Below are 24,959 nucleotides of genomic sequence, written 5' to 3' on the forward strand. Positions count from 1 at the left end.
CGGCGCGCCCGATAACGTTCGTACTCCTGCTCACCGTCGCACGGGTCGCTGAGTCGACGCTGATCGCACGCTGAATGCCGGGCTTACACGCAGTTCTAGCACGGAAACCCGGGACGTGCGGTGCATCAAAGGGCGGAAGGGCGATTGCGTTCTCTGCCTCAAAGGGCACACCGTCAGTCGTTGGTCCGCACATTTTTCTTGAACTTCGGGACACCGGGGTGGGACGCTCGCGACAGGCCGCACCACTGGGGGTGGAATGGAATTCGGTCTGCTCGGCACGGTCGCGGTTTGGCGGGATGGCGACGAACTGACGCTCGGCAGCGCGCAACGCAGGTGCGTGCTGTCGATGCTGTTGCTCGCGCCCGGTCAGGTCGTGCCGGCGCAGCGGCTGCGGGAGGCGCTCTGGGGCGACAACCCGCCGCCGGACAGCGCTCGCAACGTCGTGCAGGGGTGCGTGTCCCAGCTCCGACGAATGCTCGCGGACGATCCGACCGTGCGGCTGCTGCACCGACCGCCCGGCTATCAGCTCGACGTCCCGGCCGACCGGGTCGACCTGCACCACTTCCGTGCCATGGTGGCCGCGGGCAACGCCACCGCTGGCGACCGGGAGAAGGCGGAGCTGCTGGGACGGGCGCTCGGGTGCTGGCGGGGCGAGCCGCTGGCCGATGTCGAGGACTCCGCCGTGACCGCCGCCGTGCGGTCGGCGCTGACCGAGGAGCGGCTGGCCGCCGAGGAAGATCTCATCGAGGCCCGGCTGCGACTCGGCCACCACCGGGAGGTCATTCGCGATCTCACCGCGCTGGTCGCAGCCCACCCGTTGCGGGAACGCCTGCGCGCCCAGCACATGCTCGCGCTGTTCCGGTCCGGCCGGCACGCCGAGGCGCTGGGGGTGTTCGCCGACACCAGAGGCGTGCTCGTCGACGAACTGGGCATCGAGCCCGGGCCGGAACTGCAACGCCTGCACCGCCGGGTGCTGGCCGGTGACCGGAGTTTGTTGGCGCAGCCTGCCGACGCACCGCGTGGCTTCCGACCGCCTCGCCAGCTACCGGCCGCCCCGGGCCGACTGGCTGGGCGGCAGGTCGAACTCGCCGTGCTGCGCGACGTGCTCACCACGGCCGGGCGACCCGTCGTGGTGACGATCGGTGGCCTCGCCGGCGTCGGCAAGACGGCGCTGGCCGTCCACTTCGGACACCAGTGCGCCGACCGTTTTCCCGACGGGCAGCTGTTTCTGGACCTGCGCGGACAAAGCTCACAGCCGCTGACTCCGACCGAGGCGTTGGCCGGCTTGCTGCGTGGGCTCGGCCGGGAGCGAATCCCCGCCGACGAACAGGAACTCGCCGCCGCGTACCGGTCGGAGCTGGCCGGTAGGCGGGTGCTGCTCGTGCTGGACGACGCCAGGGACGCGGACCAGATCACTCCGTTGCTGCCCGGCGCGGCGGGCTGTCTGGTGCTGGTCACTGGTCGGATCGGGCTGAGCGCGGTGGATGCGACCGCCCGGCTCCGCCTCGGCGGGCTCGACGCGGCCGCCGGGCTGGAAACGTTGCGGCACTGGGCCGGGGCCGGCCGCGTCGACGCCGAACCCGAAGCCGCCGCGACCACCGTGACCCTGTGCGCCGGGCTGCCGCTCGCCCTGCGCGAGGTCGGCGCCCGGCTGGCCGCCCGGCCCGAGCACCCGATCTCGGCATTGGTTGCGCGGCTGCGTGATCCGCGCCGCCTTGCGGCCCTGAGCTCCGTGCGCACGGCGTTCGCCGACAGCCTGCGTGTGCTGGAAACCAGCCCGGACCCGGTGGACCGGGCGGCGGCCGAAGCCTTTCCCCTGCTGGGAAAGGAATCGCACGTCTCGGTCGAACCGGACGACGGCGCGTACCCGGCGCTGGACCGCCTGGCCGACCACCACCTGCTCGAACCGGGTCCACCCGGCAGCTACCGGATCCACCCGCTGGTGCGGCTGTTCGCGCGGGAGCTGCGCCGCCGCACCCCGACATCAGAAGGGAACCGCATGACCCGGATCGTGCTGGTCACCATGCCGTTCGCGGACTGGCGCAAGCCGTCGTTCGCGCTCAGCCAGCTCAGTGCCCTGGCCCGCCGCGAGTTCGGGGACGCGGTCGAGGTCGAGGTCCGCTATCTCAACATCGACTTCGCGCACTACCTCGGCGTCGACACCTACGACGCGATCGCCGAGCAGGTCAGCCACCTGATGACCGGCATCGGCGACTGGCTGTTCCGGCCGGTGGCCTTCCCCGACCTGGCGGACAACGCCGACGACTACTTCCAGCGCTACTACGCCGGTTCGGCCTCGCGGGAGTTCCGGGAGCACATCCTGGAGCGGCGGGCCGGGATCGCCGACTTCTGCGCCGAGCTGGCCGTGCAGCACGGGCTGGACACCGCCGACATCGTCGGCTTCACGTCCATGTTCGCCCAACACGCGGCCAGCATCGGCATGGCCCGGGTGGTCAAGCGGCTCAACCCGAACGCTGTGACGCTGCTGGGCGGGGCCAACTGCGAGGCGCCGATGGGTGCGGTGATCGCGCAGGAGGTCGACGTCATCGACGCCGTCTTCTCCGGGCCGGCCCTGCACAGCTTTCCCCAGTACATCAAGCAGTTACTGGACGGCACCCCCGAGGGCGTGCACGAGATCCCCGGTGTGCTGACCGCCCAGAACTGCCATGAGCCGCGGTTCGTCAAGGCCGTCGGCCGCGACCGCAGCATCGACGACTACTTCCGGCCCGACTACTCCGGTTTCGTGTCCGCCTTCGACGCCAACCGCGATCGGCTGGGCGGTCCCGAGGTCGCCAAGCCGATCCTGTTCTTCGAGACGTCCCGAGGCTGCTGGTGGGGCCAGCGCTCGCACTGCACCTTCTGCGGGCTCAACGGCCAGGGCATGGACTACCGGGCGATGGCCGCCGACAAGGCCCGCGCCCAGTTCGAGTGGCTGTTCGACGAGTTCAGCCCGTGGTGCCAGGAGTTCATCTGCACCGACAACATCATGCCCAAGAGCTACCCCCGGGAGGTGTTCTCCGGCCTGGACACCCCCGACGGCGTGCAGCTGTTCTACGAGATCAAGGTGCCGCTGAGCGAACACGACATGGCGGTGCTGGCCAAGGCCGGCGTGACCCGGATCCAGCCCGGCATCGAGGCGATGGCCACCAGCACGCTCAAGCTGATGAACAAGGGCACCACCTCGTTCCTCAACCTCCAGTTCCTGCGCAGCTGCCTGCGTCACGGCATCAGCCCCGGCTGGAACCTGCTGTTCGGCTTTCCCCGGGAGTCGGCCGAGGTGTGCGCCAAGTACGTCGAGGACATCCCGCTGATGACCCATCTGCCGCCGCCGGGCGGCGCCCACATGGTGCGGTTCGACCGGTACAGCCCGTACTACGACAAGGCCGACGAGTACGGCCTCGACCTCACGCCGATGGACTTCTACCCGCTGATCTACCCGTTCGGCGCCGAGCAGATCGCGCGGATGGCCTACTTCTTCTCCGACCGCAACATCTCGCCGTACCTGCTCGACGCGATCACCTGGCTCAAGCCGCTGAACGAGAAGGTCCAGTGGTGGCAGGCGATGTGGGAGCCCGGGGTCGAGCGTCCCGAGCTGGTGCTGCGCTCCGAGCACGGCCGGCACTGGGTGCACGACACCCGTGACGGCACGGTCCGCCGGGTCGACATCGACGCCGCCCTGCTGCCGCTGCTGCGCCGGCTGACCGCCCCGGTCACGCCGCGCCGGCTGGCCGATGATCTCAGCCTGGATCCTCAGGTCGTCAACGCGCACCTGGACTTCCTGCGGGCCAACAACCTCTTGTTCACCGAGGGGGAGCGGATCATGAGCTTGGTCATGTCTCCCTTCGAACCGTCCGATGTGGACACAGAGACGCCCGCGCAGCGCAAGGAGTTGCCGCTGGTGGTCGTGCGCTGAGTAGGATCACCGAATGGGTGACGGGATGAGGGGCGTGCTGGTCACCGGTGCGTCACGGGGTATCGGCCGGGCGGTGGCGGAGGCGTTCGCCGCGCGGGGCGACCGGGTCGCCGTGCACTACGGCAACGGCGCTTCCGACGCGGAGGAGACCCTGCGCGGGTTGACCGGCGACGGGCATGTGCTGGTTCGCGGCGACCTGTCCGACCCGGAGGCGGCGACTCGCGTCGTGACCGAGGCGGTGGACGGGCTCGGCGCGGTGGACGTCCTGGTCAACAACGCCGCCCTGGCTCCGACCGCGGATTCCCGCCACGCCATCGCCGAGGTCGCCTACGAGGACTGGGTGAGCGTCTGGCGGCGGACCTTCGAGGTCAACCTGTTCGGCGCGGCCAATGTCACCTGGGCGGTGGCCCGGCACCTGCTCGCCCGCTCCGCGCCGGGGGCCGTCGTCAACGTCGGCTCCCGGGGAGCGTTCCGTGGCGAGCCCGAGCACCCGGCCTACGGTGCGAGCAAGGCGGCCTTGCATGCGCTGGGGCAGTCCCTGGCGATCGCGCTCGCCCCGCACAACATCGCCGTCAGCACCGTCGCTCCCGGCTTCGTGGCCACCGAACGGCAAGCGGCCAAACTCACCGGCGACGAGGGCGACGCCCTGCGTAGCCAGAGTCCGTTCGGCCGGGTCGGCACCCCCGCCGAGGTCGCCGCCGCCGTGGTCTACCTGGCCTCGCCCGAGGCCGCCTGGAGCTCCGGCACGATCCTGGATGTCAACGGGGCGTCGTACCTGCGGACGTAGCATGATCGGGTGCCTGAACTCCCGGAGGTCGAGTCGGCCCGCTCGGTGATCGAGCGGGCCGCGCTCGGGCGGCTGATCGTGGATGTCGACGACACGGATTCCTACGTGTGCCGGCCGCATCCACCCGGTGAGATCCGCGCCGCCCTGGTGGGTCGCCGGCTCGCCGCCGCGCACCGGCGGGGCAAGTCCCTGTGGTGTGACACCTCGGATGTCGGCGCCGTCCTCGGCATCCACCTCGGTATGTCCGGCAAGATCGTCATTGCCGACGCCGACGGCGGCGAGATTGACGGCGGCGACTACTGGGAGGGCCGCCGGGTGGCCGGCGACTACCGCTGGTCCCGGTTCGCCCTCACCTTCGACGACGGCGGCCGGATGATGCTCGTCGACCCTCGACGGCTGGGCCGCATCACCCTCGATCCGCCGGTCGACCGCCTCGGTCCCGACGCCGCCATCATCACCCCGGCCGCCTTCCGTGCCGCCCTCACCGGCGGCACCGCCCCGGTCAAGGCCCGCCTCCTCGACCAGCGGGCCCTCGCCGGCATCGGCAACCTGCTCGCCGACGAGATCCTGTGGCGGGCCCGCGTCCACCCCGCCCAGCCGGTCGACGAGCTCACTGCCCGCGAGGTCGGCAAGCTCCTCCGTGCCACTCGCGAGGCCGTCGCCGCCGCCCTGTCCGACGGCGGCGTCCACACCCTCACCGTCATCCCCTTCCGCCACGCCGGCGCCCTCTGCCCTCGCGACCGCGCGCCCATGGCCAAGGGCACCGTCGGCGGCCGCACCACCTGGTGGTGCAGCGCCGAACAAGTCCTTGGCTAGGCGTGCCAGCCGCCGTCAGCGGCGACGGTCGCGCCAGTGAGGTAGCTGGACAGCGGGCTGGCCAGGTAGGCGACGAGGCTGGTGTACTCGGCCGGGCGGCCGATGCGGCCGATGTCGTTGGGGGCCAAGGCTTCCACCAGCCGGGGCTCGATCTCCTCCCAGTCCTGGCCCCAGCCGTGCTCGCGGCCGAGTTCGGTCAGGGGAGCGATGCTGGCGGGGGTGAGGATGCCGCCGGCGGCGACGGTGTTGGAGGTGACGCCGGAGTGCCGCAGTTCCCGGGCCAGGGACTTGGCCAGGGCGTTGCGGGCTCCGTTGGTGGCGGCGTAGTGCGGCTGGGACGCGGCGGGAACGGCGCCGAGGACGCTGCTGATCTGGATCACCCGGCCCCAGCCGCGCTCCCGCATGGCGGGCACGAGGCGCTGGATCATGCGCACGGCGCTGAGGACGTTGACGTTGTAGAGGTCGGCCCAGTCCTGGGCGGAGGTGCTGGCCCAGCTGGCGGTCATGTCGTAGGCGCCGACGTTGTTGACCAGGATGTCGACGGGACCGTCCTGGACGGCGGCGGCGTAGACCTCGTCGGCTCCACCGTCGGAGCCCAGGTCGCCGATGGCGTACGAGGCGTCGATGGCCTTGGCCACGGCGACCGTTCGCTCGTGATTACGGCCGTGCACCACGACCGACGCGCCCTCGTCGGCCAGCCGGGTGGCGATCGCCTCACCCAGGCCGGAGCTGGCCCCGGTGACCAGGGCGCGCTTGCCGTGAAGCTGGAGATCCATCGGGAATTCCTCTCGTCAGGGCTGTTCCCGAGACTGCCGAAGAGAAAATGGACCGGCAAGTACAGAAGTGTCGGGCAGAATCGATGGGGTTCGTCCGAGGCGAAGGGCCGGCATGACTATTCGACGCGTCGCCGCACTGTCCATGGCCGCACTCCTGGCGGCCTCCGCATGCAGTTCCGGCTCGTCGGGCCCAGCGCCCGCGGCCGCCGCGCCGGCGGACCTCGTGTCGGTGTCCGTGACGGTGCCGGCTGGCCTGGACGCGTCGCCGCTGAACGAGCCGCGACACGTGCTGATACCCCGTGGCTGGACGATGTCGGTGTTCGCCCGGGTCAAGGCGGCGCGGCTGGAGGCCTGGACGCCAGACGGCGCGCTCCTGGTTTCCGTGCCGGCCGACGGCACGGTGGTCCGGCTGGTGCCCGACAGCCACGGCACGGCGACCCAGTCCGTGCTGTTGCAGGGCTTGAACCAGCCGCACGGTCTGACGTTCGTCGGCTCGACCCTGTACGTCGCGCAGAGCGACCGTGTGGACGCCTACTCCTACGCGGCCGGCAAGGCGACGGACCCGAAGCCGATCCTCACCGGCCTGCCGGACGCCAAGAGCCCGGAGCTGGGCGGCACATACGCCCACGCCCTCAAGAGCGTCGCCGTGGGCCCGGACGGTTCGGTGTACGTGTCGGTCGGGTCGACCGGCAACATCTCCGCCGACGACCTCAAGGCGACCCCGCCGCGGGCCTCCATCCTGCGGGTGCCGCCGGGCGGCGGGAAGGCCGAGCCGTTCGCCGTCGGTGTCCGCAACGGCACCGGCCTGGCCATCGCCCCGGACGGCGCGGTGTGGACCGCCGTGAACAACCGCGACAACATCGAATACCCCTTCGACCGTCCCTACGGCGACGCCTCAGGCTCGTCGCAGGGGGAGGTGATCCCCGAGTACGTGCGTGATCACCCCGTCGAGCCCCTGGCCAAGCTCACCGCCGGCCGGAACCTCGGCTGGCCGTACTGCAACCCCGACCCCGACACCACTCCCGGCGCCAAGGGCAGCAAGCAGGACCTGTCCAACGTGCCGTTCACCCGGGACGTGCAGCTCAACCCCGACGGCAAGATGCTCGACTGCGGCACCTTGCCCAAGATCGAGCAGACCCTCGGCGGTCACTCCGCCCCGCTGGGCCTGTCCTTCGTCAACGGCGGCCTGCCCGGTTCCTACGCCCAAGGCGCCCTTGTCGGAGTGCACGGTTCGTGGAACGCCTCCCCACCCCGCGCGCCGGAGGTGTCGTTCTTCCCTTGGGCCAACGGCGAACTGGGCAAGCAGCAGACCCTTGTCGGCGGCTTCCAGGCCACCGACGGCTCCCGCTGGGGCCGCCCCGTCGCCGCCGTCCTCGGCCCCGACCATGCCGTCTACATCACCGACGACCAGGCCGGCGCCATCTACCGCCTGACACCCCCGTAAACCCCGCGAGTCCCGCTCTCAGGCAAGCGAATGTGGAGTTTTGGAACTCGACATTCAGCTGCCCGAGAGCGGGACTCGCGGGGGTACGAGGTTATTTGTCGTAGACGAGGTCGTTGCCGATGTCTTCCAGGCTGCGGCCCTTGGTCTCGGGCATCAGGCGGGAGACGAACAGGAACGCCAGGCCGGTCATGACGGCGAAGAACAGGAAGTTCAGGCCGGCGCCGAAGGTGGCCAGCAGGGACGGGAAGGCGAGGGCCACCAGGAGGTTGAACAGCCAGTTGAAGACCACGCAGATGCCGACGGCGCCGGCGCGGACCTTGAGGGGGAACAGCTCCGGCAGGGCGACCCACTGCACGGGGCCCCAGGAGATGGAGAACGAGGCGATGTAGACGACGATGCCGACGAGGGTCAGCGCCAGCAGCAGGGGACCGGTGCTGAGGCCGGAGAGGTTGACGACGGCGAGCAGGATCATGGCCACGCACATGCCCAGGGCGCCGTAGAGCAGCAGCGGCCGGCGGCCGGCGACGTCGATCAGGCGCATGGCCGGCAGGGTCATGAGCATGTTGACGGCGCCGATGCCGACGTTGGCGAGGATGGCGCCGGAGGCCCCGAAGCCGACGTTGGTCAGCAGGGTGGGCGCGTAGTAGATGATGGTGTTGATGCCGACGAAGTTCTGGAAGAACACCAGCAGCATGCCGACGATGAAGATGGGGCGCAGGCGGCCGCTGGTGAGCATGCGAAGGCGCAGGGGCTCGGCCTGTTCGGCTTCCTTGCGGGCGCTGGCCTCGATCTCGCGGAGCTCGGCGACGGCGGCGTCACGGTCGCCGCGCAGCGAGATCAGCACCTTCTCGGCGTCGCCGCTTTCCTTGTGGTGCACGGCAAGCCAGCGCGGACTCTCGGGCTGGGTGTAGATGCCGAACATCAGCAGCACGGCGGGGATCACGCCGAGACCGATCATCCAGCGCCAGTCGCCGCCGGAGGACAGCGCGAAGTCGACGACGTACGCCACCAGGATGCCCACGGTCACCAGCAGCTGCATCAGGGAAGTGAGCTTCCCTCGCACCTCCTTGGGGGCGAGCTCGGACAGGTACATCGGGACCACGACGGACGCGACGCCCACGCCGACGCCCATGATGAACCGGAATCCGACCAGGAACGGGGCGTTGCCGGCGAGCGCGGCCCCGAGCGTGCCGACCACGAACACCGCGCCGGAGCCGAGGATCATTCTGCGCCGGCCCCAGGAATCGGCCAGCCGGCCGGCGAGTCCCGCGCCGAGCATCGAACCGGCCAGCAGTCCGGACACGACCAGTCCCTGTTCGAGTGGACTGAGCGGAATGTCCTTGTCGATGTACAACAAGGCGCCGGAGATCACGCCGGTGTCATAGCCCCACAGGATGCCGCCGAGCGCGCCGAAGAACCAGATTCCGTAGTTCCGAACTGTGCGCCGTGACGTCGATGTCGTGGCAGAGGTCATCGTTGTCCCTTCTCCCAGGCCTGACACCATAGAGGTGTTGGGAAGATGAGGCACGGTCGGACGAACCCGAACGGGCAGCCTGGAAAGGGCTTCAGATCCGGCGAAAGAGTGAACCTCGGTAAGAAAAGGCAGTGATATTCGGCCCATCTGGCCCTTCGGGCCGAGTGAAGCTCGGTGAACCGGGCAACGCTCGGTCGTGTGGAAGAGGTATTCGGGCAGAGATCGTCAGCCCAGATGTGCGAGCCGGGGCCACAGTTGCGCCCACGACGACTGCCGGCCGGTGCACACGACGATCGGCTCCTGCTGGGCCTGGTTGACGCTGTCGGGACCAAGTTGGACGGTGCCGATGGTGCTGCACTGCGCGAACGCCGGGGCCAGTTGGTCACTGGGAACCCCGACCGAGACGACCGTGGTAGCTGTCGCCGGCGGCATCCACGTCGACAGTTCATTGTGGCCACTGAACACCGGCGGGAGGTGGTAGTCGTCCCGCCAGCGGTCCAGCGCGCCCGCCTCGCCATAGTCCTTGGCCAGTAGCACTGCCGAATTCCGTTGCTCTGACGGCAGATTCGCCACCACGGCCCCGACCTGGCGGGTCAGTTCCGGCCAGCCGGTGCTGTCCCGAGCCTCCACATTGGCCATGGGAATCGGTGTTTGTGCAAGCACTGACTCGGGCAGCACCGGCAGCGCCAGCAAGGCGGACGTCGTGGCGTTCACGATCAGGGCCGATGTGATCAAGCGAGGGCGTCGGAACGCCCACGAGTCCAGGTGCACGCAGCCGGCGGCGAGCAGCACCAGAACCAGCGGTGCTGCGTAGTCCAGGCGACCGCCGGTCACCCAGATCGCCACCAGCGCGACCGGATAGGCGACCGCCACGGCGCGGGCCGAGCGCCACTCGGGTCGACGGAACAACCCGACCAGCCCGGCCAGCCAGACCGGGGCCAGCGGCAGACCGACCAGGATCAGCTGACCCGGCAGTAGGAACAGCCGGTTGCGGTCGCCGTTGCCGTCGGCGCTGAGCGCCGAGGCCATCTTCAGCTGGGGCCAGTCGTGTACTGCCTGGTACAGGAGGTTGGGCGCGCCGATGACCAGCGCGATCGCCACCCCGCCCAGCAGCCAGCGGTTCACCAGCGCCCGCCGTGGCCCGACCGTGGCCAGGCCCGCAAGGAGCCCGAGGCACAGCAACACCACGAGGTACTTGTTGTAGAACGAAATTCCCACCGCCACGCCGGCGAACAGCCACCACTTGCCGGTGCCCCGCACCAACGCCCGCAGCACGAACAGCGCCACGGCCAGCCAGGCCACCAGGTCGATGCTGGACGTGAGCAGCGTGTGGCCGACCAGCAGCACATAGCACGATGTCGCCGCGGCCAGGGCGCTGACGACCTGTGCCCGCCTCGAACCGCCCAGCTCCGCGGCGATCATCGCCGTGAGGACGACCGCCGCGGCCGCGCACAGCGCCGCCGGTACCCGGATGCCCACCGCTGTGTCCCCGAACAGGTGCGTGCCGAGGCCCGCGAGCAGCGGCGTCAGCGGCGGCTGGTCCACGTATCCCCAGGCCGGGTGATCGCTCAACATCCGGAAGTACAGCTCGTCGCGGTAGTAGCCGTAGCGCGCGGCGAGGGCGACCAGCAGCAGCGCCACGGCGCCGGCCACCGCGAGCACACCTCGCCACTCGATCCGGGCCGGCTGCCGCCGGGCGGTGTCGATCGGACTGGGTTTTCGCGCCGGAAGCGTCGCCTGAAGGACCATGCAATCGACTATACACTGGAGTTATACACGCGGTGTATAGATGGATCGCCGCAGGTCAGTAGGGTGAGGGTGATGCTGGGCCGGGTTCGCACCTGAGTGGCTCACATGACCTCCGGCGTCATGTGAGCCACTCAGATGTGGAGCTCAAATGAGCCACTCACGTGCGGCGGTGGAGGTGGGGGCAGCGGGGTTCCTCGACGATCTCGCGGTCCGCCGTTGCGGATCCGGGTGGCGACGCAATACGGTTGACTTCGGACTAGAACACGTTCCAGTTTTCTGGTGGCGGGGCTAGGAGCGACGATGGTCGACAGGGCGCGGCGGGGCGATGAGGCCGACTACGTGGTGGTCGGGTCGGGCAGCTCGGGGGCCGCGCTCGCGGGCCGGCTGGCCCAGGCCGGGGCCAGCGTGATCGTGCTGGAAGCGGGCAAGAGCGACGAACAGCTGCTGATCAAGAAGCCGGGACTGGTCGGGCCGATGCACGCGGTGCCGCAGCTGAAGAAGCTGGTGGACTGGGGCTACTACACGGTGCCGCAGAAACACGTTCTCGATCGGCGGATGCCGGTGCCTCGGGGCAAGGTGGTCGGCGGATCGAGCTCGGTCAACGGCATGGTCTACGTCCGCGGCAACCGCGCCAACTTCGACGCCTGGGCGGCCGAGGGCAACACCGGCTGGGACGCGGACAGCGTGAACGCGGTCTACAAGCGGCTGGAGGACTTCGAGGACGGGGAGAACGACTTCCGCGGCGCGGGCGGCCCGATCCGGGTCACCCGGCCCACGAAACCGCAGGAGGGCTCGCTCCAGTTCATCGAGGCCACCGCCGACGCCATCGGCTGCCAGATCCTCGACGACTACAACGCCGCCCAGCAGGAGGGCGTCAGCCGGATGCAGCAGAGCGCGGCCGACGGCCTGCGCTACAGCGCCTCCCGCGGCTACATCCACCACCTCGCGCCACCGACGCTGGAGTTGCAGTCCCAGGTCCTGGTCACGAAGGTGATCATCGAGAACGGCCGCGCCGTCGGCGTCGAGGTCGTCGACGCCAACGGCTCCCGGCGTACCGTGCGGGCGGGCAAGGAAGTCATCCTCTCCGCCGGCTTCATCGGCTCGGCCCAACTGCTGATGCTGTCCGGCGTCGGCCCGGCCGAGCACCTGCGAGAGCACGGCATCGACGTGCTGGCCGACTTACCGGTCGGCGACAACCTGCACGACCACCTGTTCCACGCCCTCACCTTCCACGTCGCGACCAGCCGGAACCGGGGCACCGCGCCGTACTACGCCCGCGGCCTGCTTCAGGAGCTGCTGCGGCCCGGCAGCACGTTCCTGGCCAACTCGGTCTTCGAGGCGGTCGCCTTCCTCAAGACCTCCCAGGCCGACGCCATTCCCAACCTCCAGCTGCACCTGCTGCCCTGGGCCTACGTGTCGCCCAACCAGGACGCGCCGATCCGGCACGACATCGACAAACGCCCGGCGCTGACCGTTCTGGCGACGCTGATCTACCCCCGCAGCCGCGGCACGCTGCGGCTGGCCTCGGCCGATCCCCAGGCCGCGCCGCTGATCGACTTCCAGTACCTGGCCGACCCGGCCGACCTGGAGGTGCTGGCCGAGGGCTCGGAGATGGTGCGGGAGATCTTCGCCTCGCCGGCGTTCAACGGCGCGGTCAAGACCGAGATCCACCCGGGCGCGCAGCTGCGAGGCCAGCAGCTGCGGGACGCGATGCTGAACCGGGCGACCTCGGTCTACCACGGCGTCGGCACCTGCCGGATGGGCGTCGACGAGCTCGCGGTGGTCGGCCCGGACCTGCGGGTCCGCGGCGTCGACGGGCTGCGGGTGTGCGACGCCTCGATCATGCCGTCGATCACCGGCGGCAACACCAACGCGCCCTGCCTGATGATCGGCGAGATGGGCGCGCAGCTCGTCCTCGGGAGCCGGCCATGACCCTCACCCCGCTCGGACTCACCCGCCCGGCGTCGACCACCGACGCCTTCCTGCGCCAACTGGTCGCCCGAGTACGGGGAGCATGCCGTGCGCCGTGGCGGCTCACCGAGGTCTACACCGGCGAGCCGCTGGTCGACCTGCCGCAGTCCAGTCCGGCCGACGTCGAGCAGGCCTTCGCCACCGCGCGGGCGGCGCAGCGGGAGTGGGCGGCCACGCCGGTCAAGCAGCGCCTGGCCGTGTTCAAGCGGGCGCACACGATCTTCGTCGACAACGCCCGCACGGTCGCCGACCTGATCCAGGTGGAGAGCGGCAAGAACCGGCAGATGGCGATCGAGGAGACCTGCGACCCGCCGATGGTGATGAGCCACTACCTGAAGCGGGCGGCCAAGTTGCTGGCCCCGGTCCGGCGTGGGGGACCGGTGCCGATGCTGTCCACCTCGACCGAGATCCGCCAGCCCAAGGGGGTCGTCGGCATCATCGCGCCGTGGAACTTTCCTTTCGCCACCGGCATTTCCGACGCCCTGCCGGCGCTGATGGCCGGCAACGCCGTGGTGTTGAAGCCCGACAACAAGACCGCGCTCTCGCCGCTCTACGGCGTGCAGATGCTGGAGGAGGCCGGCCTGCCCAAGGGCCTGTTCCAGGTCGTCTGTGGTGAGGGACCCGATGTCGGCCCCACGCTGATCGACAACGCCGACTACGTCATGTTCACCGGTTCCACCGCTACCGGCCGGGTGATCGGGGAGCGGGCCGGGCGCAACCTCATCGGCTGCTGCCTCGAACTCGGCGGCAAGAACCCGATGATCGTGCTCGACGACGCCGACATGAACGAAGTCGTGCAGGGGGCCGTGTTCGGGGCGTTCGGCAACACCGGCCAGATCTGCATGCACATCGAGCGGATCTACCTGCCGGAGTCCCGGTACGACGAGTTCAAGGCCGCCTTCGTGGCCCGGGCCCAGGGTCTCGACGTCCGGGCCGCCTACGAGTTCGGCCCCGAGATGGGCTCGCTCGTCTCGGTCGACCACATGCGCCGGGTCAAGTCCCATGTGGACGATGCCGTGGCCAAGGGCGCCACCGTGCTCTGCGGCGGCAAGCCCCGCCCCGACCTCGGGCCGGCCTTCTTCGAGCCGACCGTCCTCGAAGGCGTCAACGCCGACATGCTCTGCGGCGTAACGGAAACCTTCGGTCCCGTGGTGGCGCTGCACAAGTACCGCACTGTCGATGAGGCAGTCGCGCTGGCCAACGACACCGACTACGGTCTCAACGCCTCGGTCTGGAGCCGTGACGTCGAGGCCGCCCGGGCGGTGGCCGCGCGCCTCGAATCCGGCAACGTCAACATCAACGACATCCTCGCGACGTCCTTCGCCAGCAAGGCAACGCCCTCCGGCGGCTTCAAGAACTCCGGCGTCGGCGTCCGCCACGGCGACCCCGGCCTGCTCAAGTACACCGACGCCCAGAACGTGGCCGTGCTGAAGAAGCAGGTCATGGGGGCCAAGCCCGGCCAGGATCCGGAGAAGTACGTCACCGGCATGCTCTCCTCGCTCAAGCTCATGAGGAAGCTGCGGATCCGCTAGCTCAGAGGGTGATGTGGCCCAGTTCGCGGATCAGGTCCTTGCCGAGTTCGACCGCGCCGGCGTTGGCTCCGGTGAGCAGGCCGGCGGTCAACTGGAGCAGCACGCCCTTGAGCGCGTTCAGACCGCGGCGCACGACACCCCGGTCGGGCTCCGGCTTGCCCACCTCGGCGAGAACTTCCTTGGCGCTCTGGGTCGCGTCCCGCTGTTCCGTCTCGGGCAGCCCGAGGTCGCCGAGCCGGTTCAGCACGGCCCCGACCACCCGGGCCACCTCCTCGAAGCCCGGGGCGACCTGTTCGACGTGCGCGAAGTTGACGGTGTTGTTGTTCCAGAACATCGGCGAGTTCCGGACCTCGCTGTTGATCACCGGCCCGATGAAGTTGTTGGTGACCGACTGGGGCTGGTCGTCAGGCATCCGGGGCCCTTCCTGTGCCGGTGCGCCAAGATCGCCCTGGTGCAGCGTCGGGTTGTAGACGGCGGCGTTGAACACCGGACCGTTGAAGTAGTTGACGATCCACTTCGGCATCTCCGGCGGCGGCTCGGGCGCCCGCTCGGTGACCGGCAGCGAGGACCGTAGATCGTTCAGCTGGACCAGTCCGTTGTGCACCACGGCGGAACCGCGGTCCCCGGTGACGGTGCAGCGCAGCAGTTGGCCCCCGCAGGATCCGCTGGTGGTGATGCCGATGTGCCGGGTGTCGGCGAACTCGCTGTCCTTGACGTCGAGAAAGGCCGAGTCCTGGCCCGCGAGTCCGTACGCGCCGGGCTGGGTGACGGTCAGGCGTTCGGCGGTGAAGACCGCCTTGCCGTAGGCGATGGCCCCGCCGGCCTGGGTGTGGTCGATGTGGCAGTCGTAGGCGAACAGCTGGGACTCGCCGCCGGCCGAGACGCCGCCCAGGCCGTCGTGGAACGTGCAGCCGCGCAGGGTGACCCGGGCCTGTTCCAAGATGGACGCGCCGATGCGGCCGATGTTGCGGAAGTGCGTGTCGGTGAGCACGGCGTTCGTGCCGCCGGGGCCGAGCGCGTCCAGCCCGACCGCGCCGCCGTCGACCCGGATACCGGTGAAGTCGGCGGTGGATTCCTGCCAGACCCGCAGGGCCACGGCGGTGACGCCGTTGATCTCGCACCGCGAGAACTGGCCACGGCCGCCGATGAGGGCGATGCCGACGTGCCCGCCGGTGATGCGGCAGCCGTCGACCGCGGGCGAACCGCCGGTGGTGGCGAACACCGCGACGTTGCCGGCGCGGACGACCTCGCAGTTCTCGAACCGGCCCAGTCCCCGGGAGTTGGCGTTGATCCCGGTGTCGTGGCAGTCCTCGAACACGCACTCGCGCACGATCGGCCGCGCCCCGCTGTGCGTCGCGACGCCGTGCGCCGAGCGGCTGACCACCGTGCGCTCCATCAGGCCGGTGGACTGGTCCCGGTAGGTCACTCCGCTCTGGTGCGACGCGGTGATGTGGCAGTCCCGGATGTCCAGTGTCGCCTGCTTCTCCGTCGATAGGCTGTCGTTGCCGGTGCCGGTCAGGCGGCAGCCGACGACCGTCACCCGCGATCGGCTGGCCAGCACGCCGTGGATCTGGCAGTCCTCGATCCGCGAGTCCTGGATCAGCACGTCCGCGCCTTCGATCGCGGCGATCCCGTTGGTGCTGGAGCGGGTGAGCTCACAGCGTTCGACGAGGCCGGTGGCGCCGGCGAACACGACGCGGCCGTTGCTGATCAGGCTGTCCCGCAAGGTGATCGCCGTCTGGGGGACCGCGTGCACGCTGACGCCGCTGTGCCCCTGGATCTGCGACCGCTCGATGGTCAGCGTCCCGGCGGCGCAGCGGACGGCGTCGTTGTCGGAGCCGACCAGCACCAGATCGCTGAGCTGCACGCGACCCCGGCTCTCGATGACGGGGCCGTTGGCCGAGTAGAGGGTGACCGTGCCGGGGCCGTCGGCCGCGACCAGTTCCACATCGCCGTTGACGCGTAGCGGCTCCTCGTAGCGGCCCGGGCCGATCTCGATCCGCGCCGGTTTGCGTTTGAGGCCGGCGGCCTGCAGGGCCGAGCTGACGGTCCGGTGGCCATGTCGCGATGTCTGCGACACCCGGAACGTCTTGACCATGTACCCGACTCCCCACTCACGGTGGGTCAACGTTAGCGGTTCCGGTTGGGCCGAGTGCGAGGTTCACGGCATTCAGACCAGATCGTCGAGTTCCTGGTCGAACAGCAGGGCCGGGTCGAAGGCCATGCCGGCGAAGTGGCCGGCCAGTTCGAGGGACAGCACGCCGTGCAGGCGGGTCCAGAAGGACAGGGCCCGGTGCAGCACGGCCGGCGACGTGGGGTCGCCGCCGACCCAGGGGATGTCGGCCTCGAACCGGGTTTCCCTGGGTGGCAGGGCGGAATGCGCATCGATCAGCACCGCGAAGATCTCGCCGGAGATCGCCGTGGTGGTGTCGGGCGCGTGGTAGCCGGGCACCGGCGTGCCGTAGATCAGGAAGTACCGGTGCGGGTCGTCGAGAGCCCAGGCCCGGATGGTGTGAGCCAGCCCGGCCACGTCGGCGCCGGCGTCGAAGGCGCCCCTGACCGCGTCGGCGAGGCTCCGGTAGGCGTCGGCGATGAGCTCGGTGAGCAGGTCGTCGCGGCTGGCGAAGTACCGGTAGAGCGCCGGGCCGCTCATGCCCATGCGCTTGGCGATGGCGTTCAGCGACAGCGCTGACACACCGGTCGTGGCCAGCTGCTCCCAGGCATGCCGCTTGATCTCCCCGTGCACCTGGGCCCGGTAGCGCTCCCGTGGTGTTTCCATCCCTCCGGCACCTCCAGTTAGAGGCTATCACTCTTCCTATTGACTCTCACCGAAGTGGAGTTATAGCTTCTAACTCAAGTTAGTCGCCGTAACTCGGAGGTATGTCATGCACCGCTCCGCCCTGCTCGCGCTCCCGCTGGCCGCCGCCCTGCTCGGCGGTGTCGCCGCCGCCCCCGCCGAGGCCGCGCCGGCGTCGTCGGCCTCGTTGACCTGCCAGGGGGCCGGCGTCGACCCCGCCGCCCAGGTCCGCTACCGGACGCAGACCTTCATCGACGCGCCGCTGAGCACCGTGTGGAAGGTGCAGACCGACATCAACCACTGGCCGTCCTGGCAGCAGCCCGTCACCAGCGCCAAGCGCCTCGACCCGGGCCCGCTGCACCGGCACTCGCAGTTCCGCTGGACCACGCCGGTTCCCGCCACCCCGGCCGGCCCGGCGACCACGCTGGTCATCACGTCCACCGTCCAGCAGTTGCGGCCCTACCAGTGCGTCCGCTGGACCGGCCCGGCCGACGGCGAGGGCCTGCACATCGACGGCACGCACGTCTGGAACTTCATCCCCGTCGCCGGCGGCGTGCTCGTGCGCACCGAGGAAACCCATACCGGTCCCCAGGTCGACGCCAACGTGCCGCTCGCGACCGAGTTCCTCGGCCAGGGCCTGGAAGCCTGGCTGAAGGACCTCAAGGCCGCCGCCGAAGCCCGGTGACCAGGGGTGCCGGCCGGTGGCGACGCCGCGCCACCGGCCGGCACCCCTCCCCCCACGTGGTCGGGCCTGACGGCCTCGACCGGTCCACCATTGCGCACGGCGATCGGATCCGGGTCAGATGGTGTTCGGACGGCGGATGATCCGGGGGTGCGCGTGGAGGTGCGTCTGCTGGGGCCGGTGGAGGTCCGCAGCGGTCCGACGGTGCTGCCGCTCGGGCCGCGCCAGCAGCGGCTCGTGGTCGCGGCCCTGGCCTACGAGGTCAACCGGGTGGTGCCGATCGACCGTCTGATCGCCTGGCTGTGGCCGGACGAGCCGCCGAGCCGGGCGACCCACGCGGTGCGGGTGATGGTGTCGAAGATCCGAAACCTGCTGGCCGGGGCCGACCTCCAGGTCCGCACGCGGGGCAGCGGCTACCTGCTGGCGGCGGATCCGATGAGTGTCGACGTGCACCGCTTCCGAGCCCTGGTGGACCAGGCCCGGGAGAGCCGGGACGACCATCGGCGGGTAGCAGTGCTGGACCAGGCGCTGGCCCTGTGGACGGGGCCGGCGCTGGCCGACACCGTCGCGCCAGACGTGCGGCAACGGCTGTTCGGGGGCCTGGAGGAGTCCCGCCTGCTCGCGGTGGAGGACCGGTTCGACGCGCTGTTGCGGTTGGGACGCCACGGCGAGGCGTTGGGGGACATCACGGCGCAGGCGCGGGAGCATCCGGCTCGGGAGCGGCTGACCCGACAGCTGATGCTCGCGTCGTTCCGCAACGGCCAGGCGGCCGCGGCACTGGACGCGGCCCGGCGCACTCGTCGGCAGCTGGCCGACGAACTCGGGGTCGACCCCGGGCCTGAGCTCCAGGACCTGGAACTGGCCATCCTGCGCAACGATCCGAAGCTCGCCGCCCCGGCCGCGACCCGGTCGGCGCTGCCGGTCGCCCGCACGCGGCTGATCGGCCGTGACGGCGAGGTGTCGGCGATCCTGGCCCGGCTGGCCGCCGTCCGGCTGCTCACGGTGACCGGGCCCGGGGGAGTGGGCAAGACCCGGCTGGCGATGGCCGTCGCCGACGGGTTCGACGGCGCGGCGGCGTTCGTCTCGCTGGCCCCGCTGGCCGATCCGCATCTGCTGCTGGCGACAGTCGCGGCCGGCCTGGGCATCCAGGACGTGGGCGGCGTGGCGTTGCCGGACGCGCTGCGGGTCTATCTCGCCGACCGGAATCTGTTGCTGGTGCTGGACAACATGGAACATCTGTCCGCCGCCGCGCTGGAGATCGGGCTGCTGCTGGACGGCGCGCCCGGCCTGACCGTGCTGGCCACGAGCCGCTCGCCGCTGCGGATCCATGGCGAACACGTGCACGTGGTGGGGCCGCTGCGACCGGAAGCCGCCGCGGAGCTGTTCGTCGAACGGGCCGGCGCAGCCGAAGCGCCTGTGGTGGCGGCGATCTGTGACCGGCTGGACTGCCTGCCGCTGGCGATCGAACTGGCCGCCGCGCGCACTCGCCAGCTGTCCCCGGCGATGTTGCTCACCCTGCTGGACGATTCCCACGTGGTGCTGGCTGATGGCCCGCGCGATCTGCCCGAACGCCAGCGCACGCTGCGTGACACGATCGCCTGGAGCTACCGGCTGCTCGACGCCTCCGAACAGGAAACGCTGCACGCGGTCGCGGTGTTCGCCGGTGGCTGGACGCTGGAGGCCGCCATCGCGGTCGCCGGCGCCGATCCGGCCACGGTCCTCGACCTGCACGGCCGGCTGGTCGACGCGAGCCTGATCGTCCGGGAGGACGACCGCTACACGATGCTGGCGACCATCCGGGCGTTCACCCTCGGCTGCGCCGATCCTGCGCCGGGGCGGGCCCGTCATGCGGCGTACTTCGAGGAATTCGTGGCCCACGCCCGGATCGGCGCGCAGGGCCGGGACCAGATGACGTGGCTGCATCGGTTGCGCCGGGAGCACGACAACCTCCGCGCCGCGATGCGCTGGCTGCTGGACCGTGGCGAGACAGACCGGTTCGCCGGGGTTTTCGTGTTCTGGCACTGGCTGATCCAGGGCCGCTTCTTCGAGTGCCGGCGGTGGGCGGCCGAGGCGCTGGCCGACGGGTCCGCGATGAGCGCCGCCAGCCGGGTCGGGGTGCTCGCGATGCACGGAATGGCCGTCGCCGGCACGGATCCCGAGCTGGCGCTGCGGCTGACCGGCGACAGTGCCCGGCTGGCCGCCGCCGACCGGGTCGCCCCCGAGGCGAGGGCGACGGCGCTGATGGCGCAGGGCAACGTCGCCGTCTGGCTCGCCCAGTACGAGACCGCCCTGCGGGCGTTCGACGGCGCGGAAACCGTGCTGCGCCAACTGGGTTGGGCCAGTTCGCGGTTCGGCGTCCAGGCCGGCCGGGCCTACGTCATGCTGATCACGGGCAACGCGGCGCGGGCCGAACGAGTCCTCGCGGGCATGGTCGCGCGCCTGCGGCGGGACGGCGGCGAATGGGATCTCGGCCTGGCCCTGAACTACCAGGGCTTCGGCCTGCTCCGGCTTGGTGATGCCGCCGGCGCGCAGCGGGTATTGCGCGAGGCCGTCGGCATCTGGGACCGCCTCGACGCCCGGTTCACCCTCATGTACGCGCTCACCTTCCTCGCCATCGGCGCCGCCCACGACGGCCGTCCGCGTCGCTCGGCCCTCCTCACCGGGGCCGCCTCCGTCCTGGTCGACCAGTTCGGCCCCGCCGTGATCGGCGACACCGCCCGCGATGCCGAGCACGCCTCGTCGCTGGCCGTCGCCGATCTCGGTCGGACCACCTTCGACGACTTGGTCGCGCAGGGCCGCGCCATGAGCCGTCCCGAGGTTGTCGCGCTAGCTCTGGAATGAGTGTTGTGGACGAGCCGGTCCCAGGTCATCCCACTGGCTGTCGGCTGCGCCGGGCCAGTCGGCTCAGGAGCAGGATCGTCAAGGCGATCACGATCGCGCCGAGGGCCAAGGTCGGCACGAGTTGGCCGCCGGCGATGCCGCTGGCGACGGCCAGTGCGGAGTGGCCGACGAGTGCGCCGCCGATGAGCCAGATCCGGTGGTGATCGCCGAAAGTCGGGGTGGCGGACCAGCGGGCGACCAGCCAGCCCACAGTGATGGCGACGGCGAGGGAGATCAGCATCGGGATCGCCACCCAGGCGCCCTGGCCGATCGCCGGTCCATGAGAGGCACCGCCCAACCTGAGCGGGAAGATCAGCCCGAGGAAGGCGATCGGGGCGAGTCCGGCGACCACACCGAGCATGGCGGCGTGGGGGAGCCGTGTGAACGGGGTGGGCCGAGGAAGGCTCAGCCGGGGCACCACGACCAGGGCGAGGATGCCGAGGGCGAGCATGGCGATCAGGATCGTGACACTGACGGACCACGGTTCCTGGTAGCCGGGGTCCTGGGTGCCGGCGATGGCCAGCCGGGTCAGGGCGATGCCGACGATGAACACGATGGCGGTGCCGATCAGGCCGAACCGTCCCAGGTACGGGCGGCCGGCATGGCGTTTGAAGACCAGGTTGGCCAGCGCGACCGGAATGAGCACGGAGAAGACCAGGTGGTAGCCGATCTGGCTCTCCCAGTAGGTGACGTTGACGCCGAACACCCGGCCCCACTGGGCCGCGCCGTACAGGTTGGGGCTGGTCAGCGCCTGTAAGCCGAGCCCGTCCTCGGCCAGTTCGTAGGCCAGGCCCAGGAGCAGCAGGCCGGGCCAGCCGGCGCCGGCCCGGCAGACCAGCTCGCGGGCCAGCAGCACGCCGGCGCCGTAGATCGGGATCAGGAGGGGGAAGGCCAGCCAGACCGCCGGCAGCGAGATGCCGGTGAACGCCCCCTCGGCGCACAGCGGCGCCAGCAGCACCAGCGTCCACGCCGCCTTCAGTCGTCCCTTGCCATCCGTCATGATCATCCCCCCATTTTTACTCAGCCGAGTAATAACGCCGACGGTACCATCGGCGGGCAGCTGACGCGAGGGACGGTGTGGACCCACTGGCGGAGACGAACGCGCGAGCGCCCCGGCGGCGGCTCTCGCCGGAGGACCGGCGGCGCGAGATCATCGCCGCCACCATCGACACGGTCGCGGCCGTCGGCTACCGGGGGACGACCTTCGTGAAGATCGCCGAGCGCAGCGGGCTGAGCAGCACCCGGCTGATCTCCTACCACTTCACCAACCGTGACGAGCTGATGTGGGCGACGGTCGCCCACGTCTACGGCCAGCTCGGCCAGCACGTCGAGGACCGCCTGGCCGCGGCGGCGGGACCCAGGGCCCAGCTCGCGGCCTACGTCCGGGCCGTCGTCGAGTTCGTCGCCGCGCACAGCACCGAGATGCAGGCGCTGACGTCGATCTTCCTGAGCTTCCGCGACGAGGCCGGGGCCAGCCGGTCCTACGACAACAACGACGACCAGCGCGCGATCGGCGTCGTGGAGCGGATTCTGCGCCAGGGGCAGGAAGAAGGCGTGTTCCGGGCGTTCGACCCGTTTGTCATCGGCTCGCTGGTGCAGCGGTCGGTGGACGGCCTGCCGTTCCTGCTGGAGACCCGGCCCGACCTGGACCTGCACGCCTACGCGGAGGAACTGGTCGAGGCGTTCGACATCGCCACCCGGGCGTGATCAGCGGAGGCTGGCCGCGATGCCGGCGGCGGCTTCGCGCAGCGGCGGCAGGAAACGGTCGGCGTCGGCGGGGTCGAGGCGGGTGCCGGGGGCGGCGATGGTGATCGCGGCGACGGGTCGGCCGACGGGGTCGCGGATGGGCACACCGATGGCGTGCACCTCGGCGACGCTCTCGCCGAGGTTGAGGGCGTAACCCCGCGCACGACAGGCGGCGAGCTCGGCGAGCAGCGCGTCAACATCGGACAGGGTGCCGGCGGTCAAGCGGTTCAGGCCGGTCGGATACTGCGATCGCACGGTCTCCGGCGGGAGTTCGGCCAGCAGGACCTTGCCGCCGGCGGCGGAGTAGGCGGGCACATGGTCGCCGGTGCGGGTCCCGACGCGAAGGGTGCGCGGGCTCTCCGCGCCGTCGAGGAAGAAGGCGTCGGCCCCGTCCAGCACCAGCAGGTTGGACGTCTCCTGGGTGGCGTCGCGCAGCACCTCCAGGTGTGGGCGGGCGATGCGGATCAGCGTGCGTTCGTCGGCGATGCCGCGGGCCAGGGCGAGCAGCGAGGGGCCGAGCCGGTACCGCTTCCCGTCGACCTCCTGCTCCACGAAGCCGTAGGCCCGGAGCGTGGACAGCAGCCGGTGCGCGGTGGAGCGGGCGATGCCCAGGTGCTCGCTGACGTCGGTGAGCCGCACGGCCTCGCGCCCGCGCAGGTACAGCAGCGTGCGCAGGGCGTTGCCGACGGACGCGGCACCGTACGGGTCGTTCGGCATAGCAGAAACCCTACTGGCGGATGTTCCTCAGCATGGGAGGAATCTCTACGGTGATCACAGGGGGTTCATCAGTCGTCACAGAAGGGTCCACCCGATGCGCACCGTGCGAGACGCCGCCTTCGACGTCCTACGCCGGCACGGCCTGACCACGATGTTCGCCAACCCGGGCTCGACCGAGGTGCCGCTGCTCGCCGACCTGCCCGACGACCTGCACTTCGTGCTGGCCCTGCACGAGGGATCCGTGGTCGGCGCGGCCACCGGCTGGGCCATCGCCCGACGCGAACCGGCACTGGTGCTGCTGCACACCACCGCCGGCCTGGGCAACGCCGTGGGCGCGCTGGCCACGGCCCGGGTGAACCGCGCGCCGCTGGTGGTGCTAGTCGGCCAGCAGGACCGCCGGCACCTCGTGCAGGAGCCGTTCCTCGCCGGCCGGCTGGAGGGTCTGGCCGGCGACTATCCGGTGCGGGTGGAGACGCCGGCGCGGGCCCAGGACCTGCCCGGAGCCATCGCCCGGGCGGCCCACGCGGCCCGCCTCGAACGTGGGCCGGCGCTGGTCATCGTGCCGATGGACGACTGGGCCCAGCCGGCCGATGACCTGCCATTGCCCGCGCCTACGACGCTCCGCCAGGCGGTCGGCGTGGATAAGGAGGCAGTGGGGGAGATGGCCGCGCTGGTGGACGCTGCCGAGGCCCCGACCGTGGTCGTCGGGGCCGGCGCGGACGGTCCGGCGACCTGGCAGGCGTTGACCGCGTTGGCCGAACGGCTGCGGTGCCCGGTGTGGCAGGAATCGTTCGGGGGCCGCGCCGGATTCCCGCAGGACCACCCGCAGTTCGCCGGGCACCTGCCGCCCGGCCGCGGCCGCCTGCGCGAGGTGCTTGCCCCGTACGACCTGGTCCTGGCGGTCGGTGCGCCGATGCTGCGCCAGAGCGGATACGAAGCCGGTCCGCTGGTTGTCGACGGGACGCGGTTGGCGATCGTCACCGACGACCCGGCCGAGGCCCAGCGTGCCCCCGTGGAGTTGGCGGTTTTGGCTCCACTGCACATTTTTTGCGCCGAGTTGGCCGCCGCGGTGCGTCCCCGTTCCGTCGGCGCGGCCATTCCCGCACGGGCCGTCGCGCCCCAACCGCCGGCCGACGGCGAACAGCTGCGCGCCGCCCAGGTCTTGGCCGCGATCGCCGAACGGTTGCCAGCTAACGCCATTCTCGTGGAGGAGGCACCGTCCAGCCGTCCCGATCTGCACGCGCTGGTGCCGGCCCGGCAATCCCTCGGCTTCCTCAGCGCCGCGATGGGCGGCCTCGGCTTCGCCCTGCCCGCCGCGGTCGGCCTCCGCATGGCAGCCCCCGAACGGCCGGTCGTCGCCATCGTCGGCGACGGCTCGTCGATCTACCAGATCCAGGCTTTGTGGACCGCCGCCCACTACAGCGTCGGCGCGCTGTTCATCGTGATGGCCAACGCTCGCTACGCCGTCATGGACGAACTCGCCAACAAGCACGGCACCAAGCCCGTGTGGCCGGCCTTCGCGGAGGTCAGCGTCAGCGGCCTGGCCCAGTCTCTCGGCTGCCCGGCCCGTCGGGTCGCCGAATGGCCGGCCCTGCTCGACGAGCTCGACGCCTTGCTGCCGACCCTGGGGCAGCGCACCGAACCGTTGCTGCTTGAGGTGACCGTGCGGCCGTAG

The 24,959-nt window shown here is 70.7% G+C and carries 17 protein-coding genes; 10 read left to right on the forward strand and 7 right to left on the reverse strand.

Annotation, left to right across the window (positions count from 1 at the left end; translation table 11 throughout):
- The first annotated feature begins 256 nt into the window (after positions 1 to 256).
- Genes JJ691_RS11950 through JJ691_RS11960 form a run of 3 tightly spaced genes read left to right on the forward strand, consistent with a single transcriptional unit; the run spans position 257 to position 5,516 of the window.
- Positions 257 to 3,913, forward strand: a complete 3,657-nt coding sequence (locus tag JJ691_RS11950) for a RiPP maturation radical SAM C-methyltransferase (RefSeq protein WP_211768845.1) — start codon at positions 257 to 259, stop codon at positions 3,911 to 3,913.
- A 13-nt stretch (positions 3,914 to 3,926) separates the two neighbouring features.
- Positions 3,927 to 4,700 carry an SDR family NAD(P)-dependent oxidoreductase gene (locus JJ691_RS11955; RefSeq protein WP_249227851.1) on the forward strand — a complete coding sequence of 258 codons (774 nt, stop codon included), beginning with the start codon at positions 3,927 to 3,929 and terminating at the stop codon, positions 4,698 to 4,700.
- 9 nt (positions 4,701 to 4,709) lie between these two features.
- Entirely contained in the window at positions 4,710 to 5,516 is an 807-nt protein-coding gene (locus JJ691_RS11960; RefSeq protein ID WP_211768846.1) for an Fpg/Nei family DNA glycosylase, read from the forward strand.
- On the opposite strand, the gene JJ691_RS11965 is transcribed toward JJ691_RS11960, so the two are convergent.
- Positions 5,513 to 6,292, reverse strand: coding sequence for an SDR family NAD(P)-dependent oxidoreductase (locus tag JJ691_RS11965; RefSeq protein WP_211768847.1), 780 nt, complete (start codon positions 6,290 to 6,292; stop codon positions 5,513 to 5,515). The two genes, JJ691_RS11960 and JJ691_RS11965, sit on opposite strands and share 4 nt — an antisense overlap.
- A 112-nt stretch (positions 6,293 to 6,404) precedes the next feature.
- Between JJ691_RS11965 and JJ691_RS11970 the strand changes: the two genes are divergently transcribed.
- A complete protein-coding gene (locus JJ691_RS11970) occupies positions 6,405 to 7,736 on the forward strand; it encodes a PQQ-dependent sugar dehydrogenase (protein WP_249227852.1) in 1,332 nt (443 codons plus the stop codon).
- Positions 7,737 to 7,827: 91 nt separating this feature from the next.
- On the opposite strand, the gene JJ691_RS11975 is transcribed toward JJ691_RS11970, so the two are convergent.
- Both JJ691_RS11975 and JJ691_RS11980 read right to left on the reverse strand, forming a co-directional pair.
- Positions 7,828 to 9,210, reverse strand: a complete 1,383-nt coding sequence (locus JJ691_RS11975; protein WP_211768848.1) for a sugar porter family MFS transporter — start codon at positions 9,208 to 9,210, stop codon at positions 7,828 to 7,830.
- 225 nt (positions 9,211 to 9,435) lie between these two features.
- Positions 9,436 to 10,959 carry a glycosyltransferase family 39 protein gene (locus tag JJ691_RS11980; protein ID WP_211768849.1) on the reverse strand — a complete coding sequence of 508 codons (1,524 nt, stop codon included), beginning with the start codon at positions 10,957 to 10,959 and terminating at the stop codon, positions 9,436 to 9,438.
- 300 nt (positions 10,960 to 11,259) lie between these two features.
- Between JJ691_RS11980 and JJ691_RS11985 the strand changes: the two genes are divergently transcribed.
- Together JJ691_RS11985 and JJ691_RS11990 are read left to right on the forward strand one after the other, a co-directional pair.
- Complete coding sequence (locus JJ691_RS11985) at positions 11,260 to 12,891, forward strand: GMC family oxidoreductase (protein WP_211768850.1); 1,632 nt, start codon at positions 11,260 to 11,262, stop codon at positions 12,889 to 12,891.
- On the forward strand, positions 12,888 to 14,462 hold the full coding sequence (locus JJ691_RS11990; protein WP_211768851.1) for a succinic semialdehyde dehydrogenase: 1,575 nt from the start codon (positions 12,888 to 12,890) through the stop codon (positions 14,460 to 14,462). The genes JJ691_RS11985 and JJ691_RS11990 overlap by 4 nt, the downstream gene beginning before the upstream one ends.
- Position 14,463: 1 nt before the next feature.
- On the opposite strand, the gene JJ691_RS11995 is transcribed toward JJ691_RS11990, so the two are convergent.
- Together JJ691_RS11995 and JJ691_RS12000 are read right to left on the reverse strand one after the other, a co-directional pair.
- Positions 14,464 to 16,560 carry a right-handed parallel beta-helix repeat-containing protein gene (locus JJ691_RS11995; protein ID WP_211768852.1) on the reverse strand — a complete coding sequence of 699 codons (2,097 nt, stop codon included), beginning with the start codon at positions 16,558 to 16,560 and terminating at the stop codon, positions 14,464 to 14,466.
- 72 nt (positions 16,561 to 16,632) lie between these two features.
- Positions 16,633 to 17,241 (reverse strand): TetR/AcrR family transcriptional regulator, encoded by a 609-nt coding sequence (locus JJ691_RS12000; RefSeq protein ID WP_211768853.1) that lies wholly within the window; start codon positions 17,239 to 17,241, stop codon positions 16,633 to 16,635.
- A gap of 106 nt (positions 17,242 to 17,347) precedes the next feature.
- Between JJ691_RS12000 and JJ691_RS12005 the strand changes: the two genes are divergently transcribed.
- Positions 17,348 to 17,944, forward strand: coding sequence for an SRPBCC family protein (locus JJ691_RS12005; protein WP_211768854.1), 597 nt, complete (start codon positions 17,348 to 17,350; stop codon positions 17,942 to 17,944).
- Positions 17,945 to 18,091: 147 nt separating this feature from the next.
- A complete protein-coding gene (locus JJ691_RS12010; RefSeq protein WP_211768855.1) occupies positions 18,092 to 20,782 on the forward strand; it encodes a BTAD domain-containing putative transcriptional regulator in 2,691 nt (896 codons plus the stop codon).
- A 25-nt stretch (positions 20,783 to 20,807) separates the two neighbouring features.
- Here the strand turns inward: JJ691_RS12010 and JJ691_RS12015 are convergent, their stop codons facing one another.
- A complete protein-coding gene (locus JJ691_RS12015; protein ID WP_211768856.1) occupies positions 20,808 to 21,827 on the reverse strand; it encodes a hypothetical protein in 1,020 nt (339 codons plus the stop codon).
- Between the two features lie 71 nt (positions 21,828 to 21,898).
- Here JJ691_RS12015 and JJ691_RS12020 point away from each other — a divergent pair, with 71 nt between their 5' ends.
- Positions 21,899 to 22,528, forward strand: a complete 630-nt coding sequence (locus JJ691_RS12020) for a TetR/AcrR family transcriptional regulator (RefSeq protein WP_211768857.1) — start codon at positions 21,899 to 21,901, stop codon at positions 22,526 to 22,528.
- Here the strand turns inward: JJ691_RS12020 and JJ691_RS12025 are convergent, their stop codons facing one another.
- The gene (locus JJ691_RS12025) at positions 22,529 to 23,284 is read right to left on the reverse strand and encodes an IclR family transcriptional regulator (RefSeq protein WP_211768858.1); all 756 of its coding nucleotides are present in this window, start codon (positions 23,282 to 23,284) and stop codon (positions 22,529 to 22,531) included.
- Positions 23,285 to 23,378: 94 nt separating this feature from the next.
- On the opposite strand from JJ691_RS12025, the gene JJ691_RS12030 reads away from it, so the two are divergent.
- A complete protein-coding gene (locus JJ691_RS12030; RefSeq protein ID WP_211768859.1) occupies positions 23,379 to 24,959 on the forward strand; it encodes a thiamine pyrophosphate-binding protein in 1,581 nt (526 codons plus the stop codon).

It is taken from the genome of Kutzneria sp. CA-103260 (genome assembly GCF_018263855.1).
GTDB lineage: Bacteria > Actinomycetota > Actinomycetes > Mycobacteriales > Pseudonocardiaceae > Kutzneria.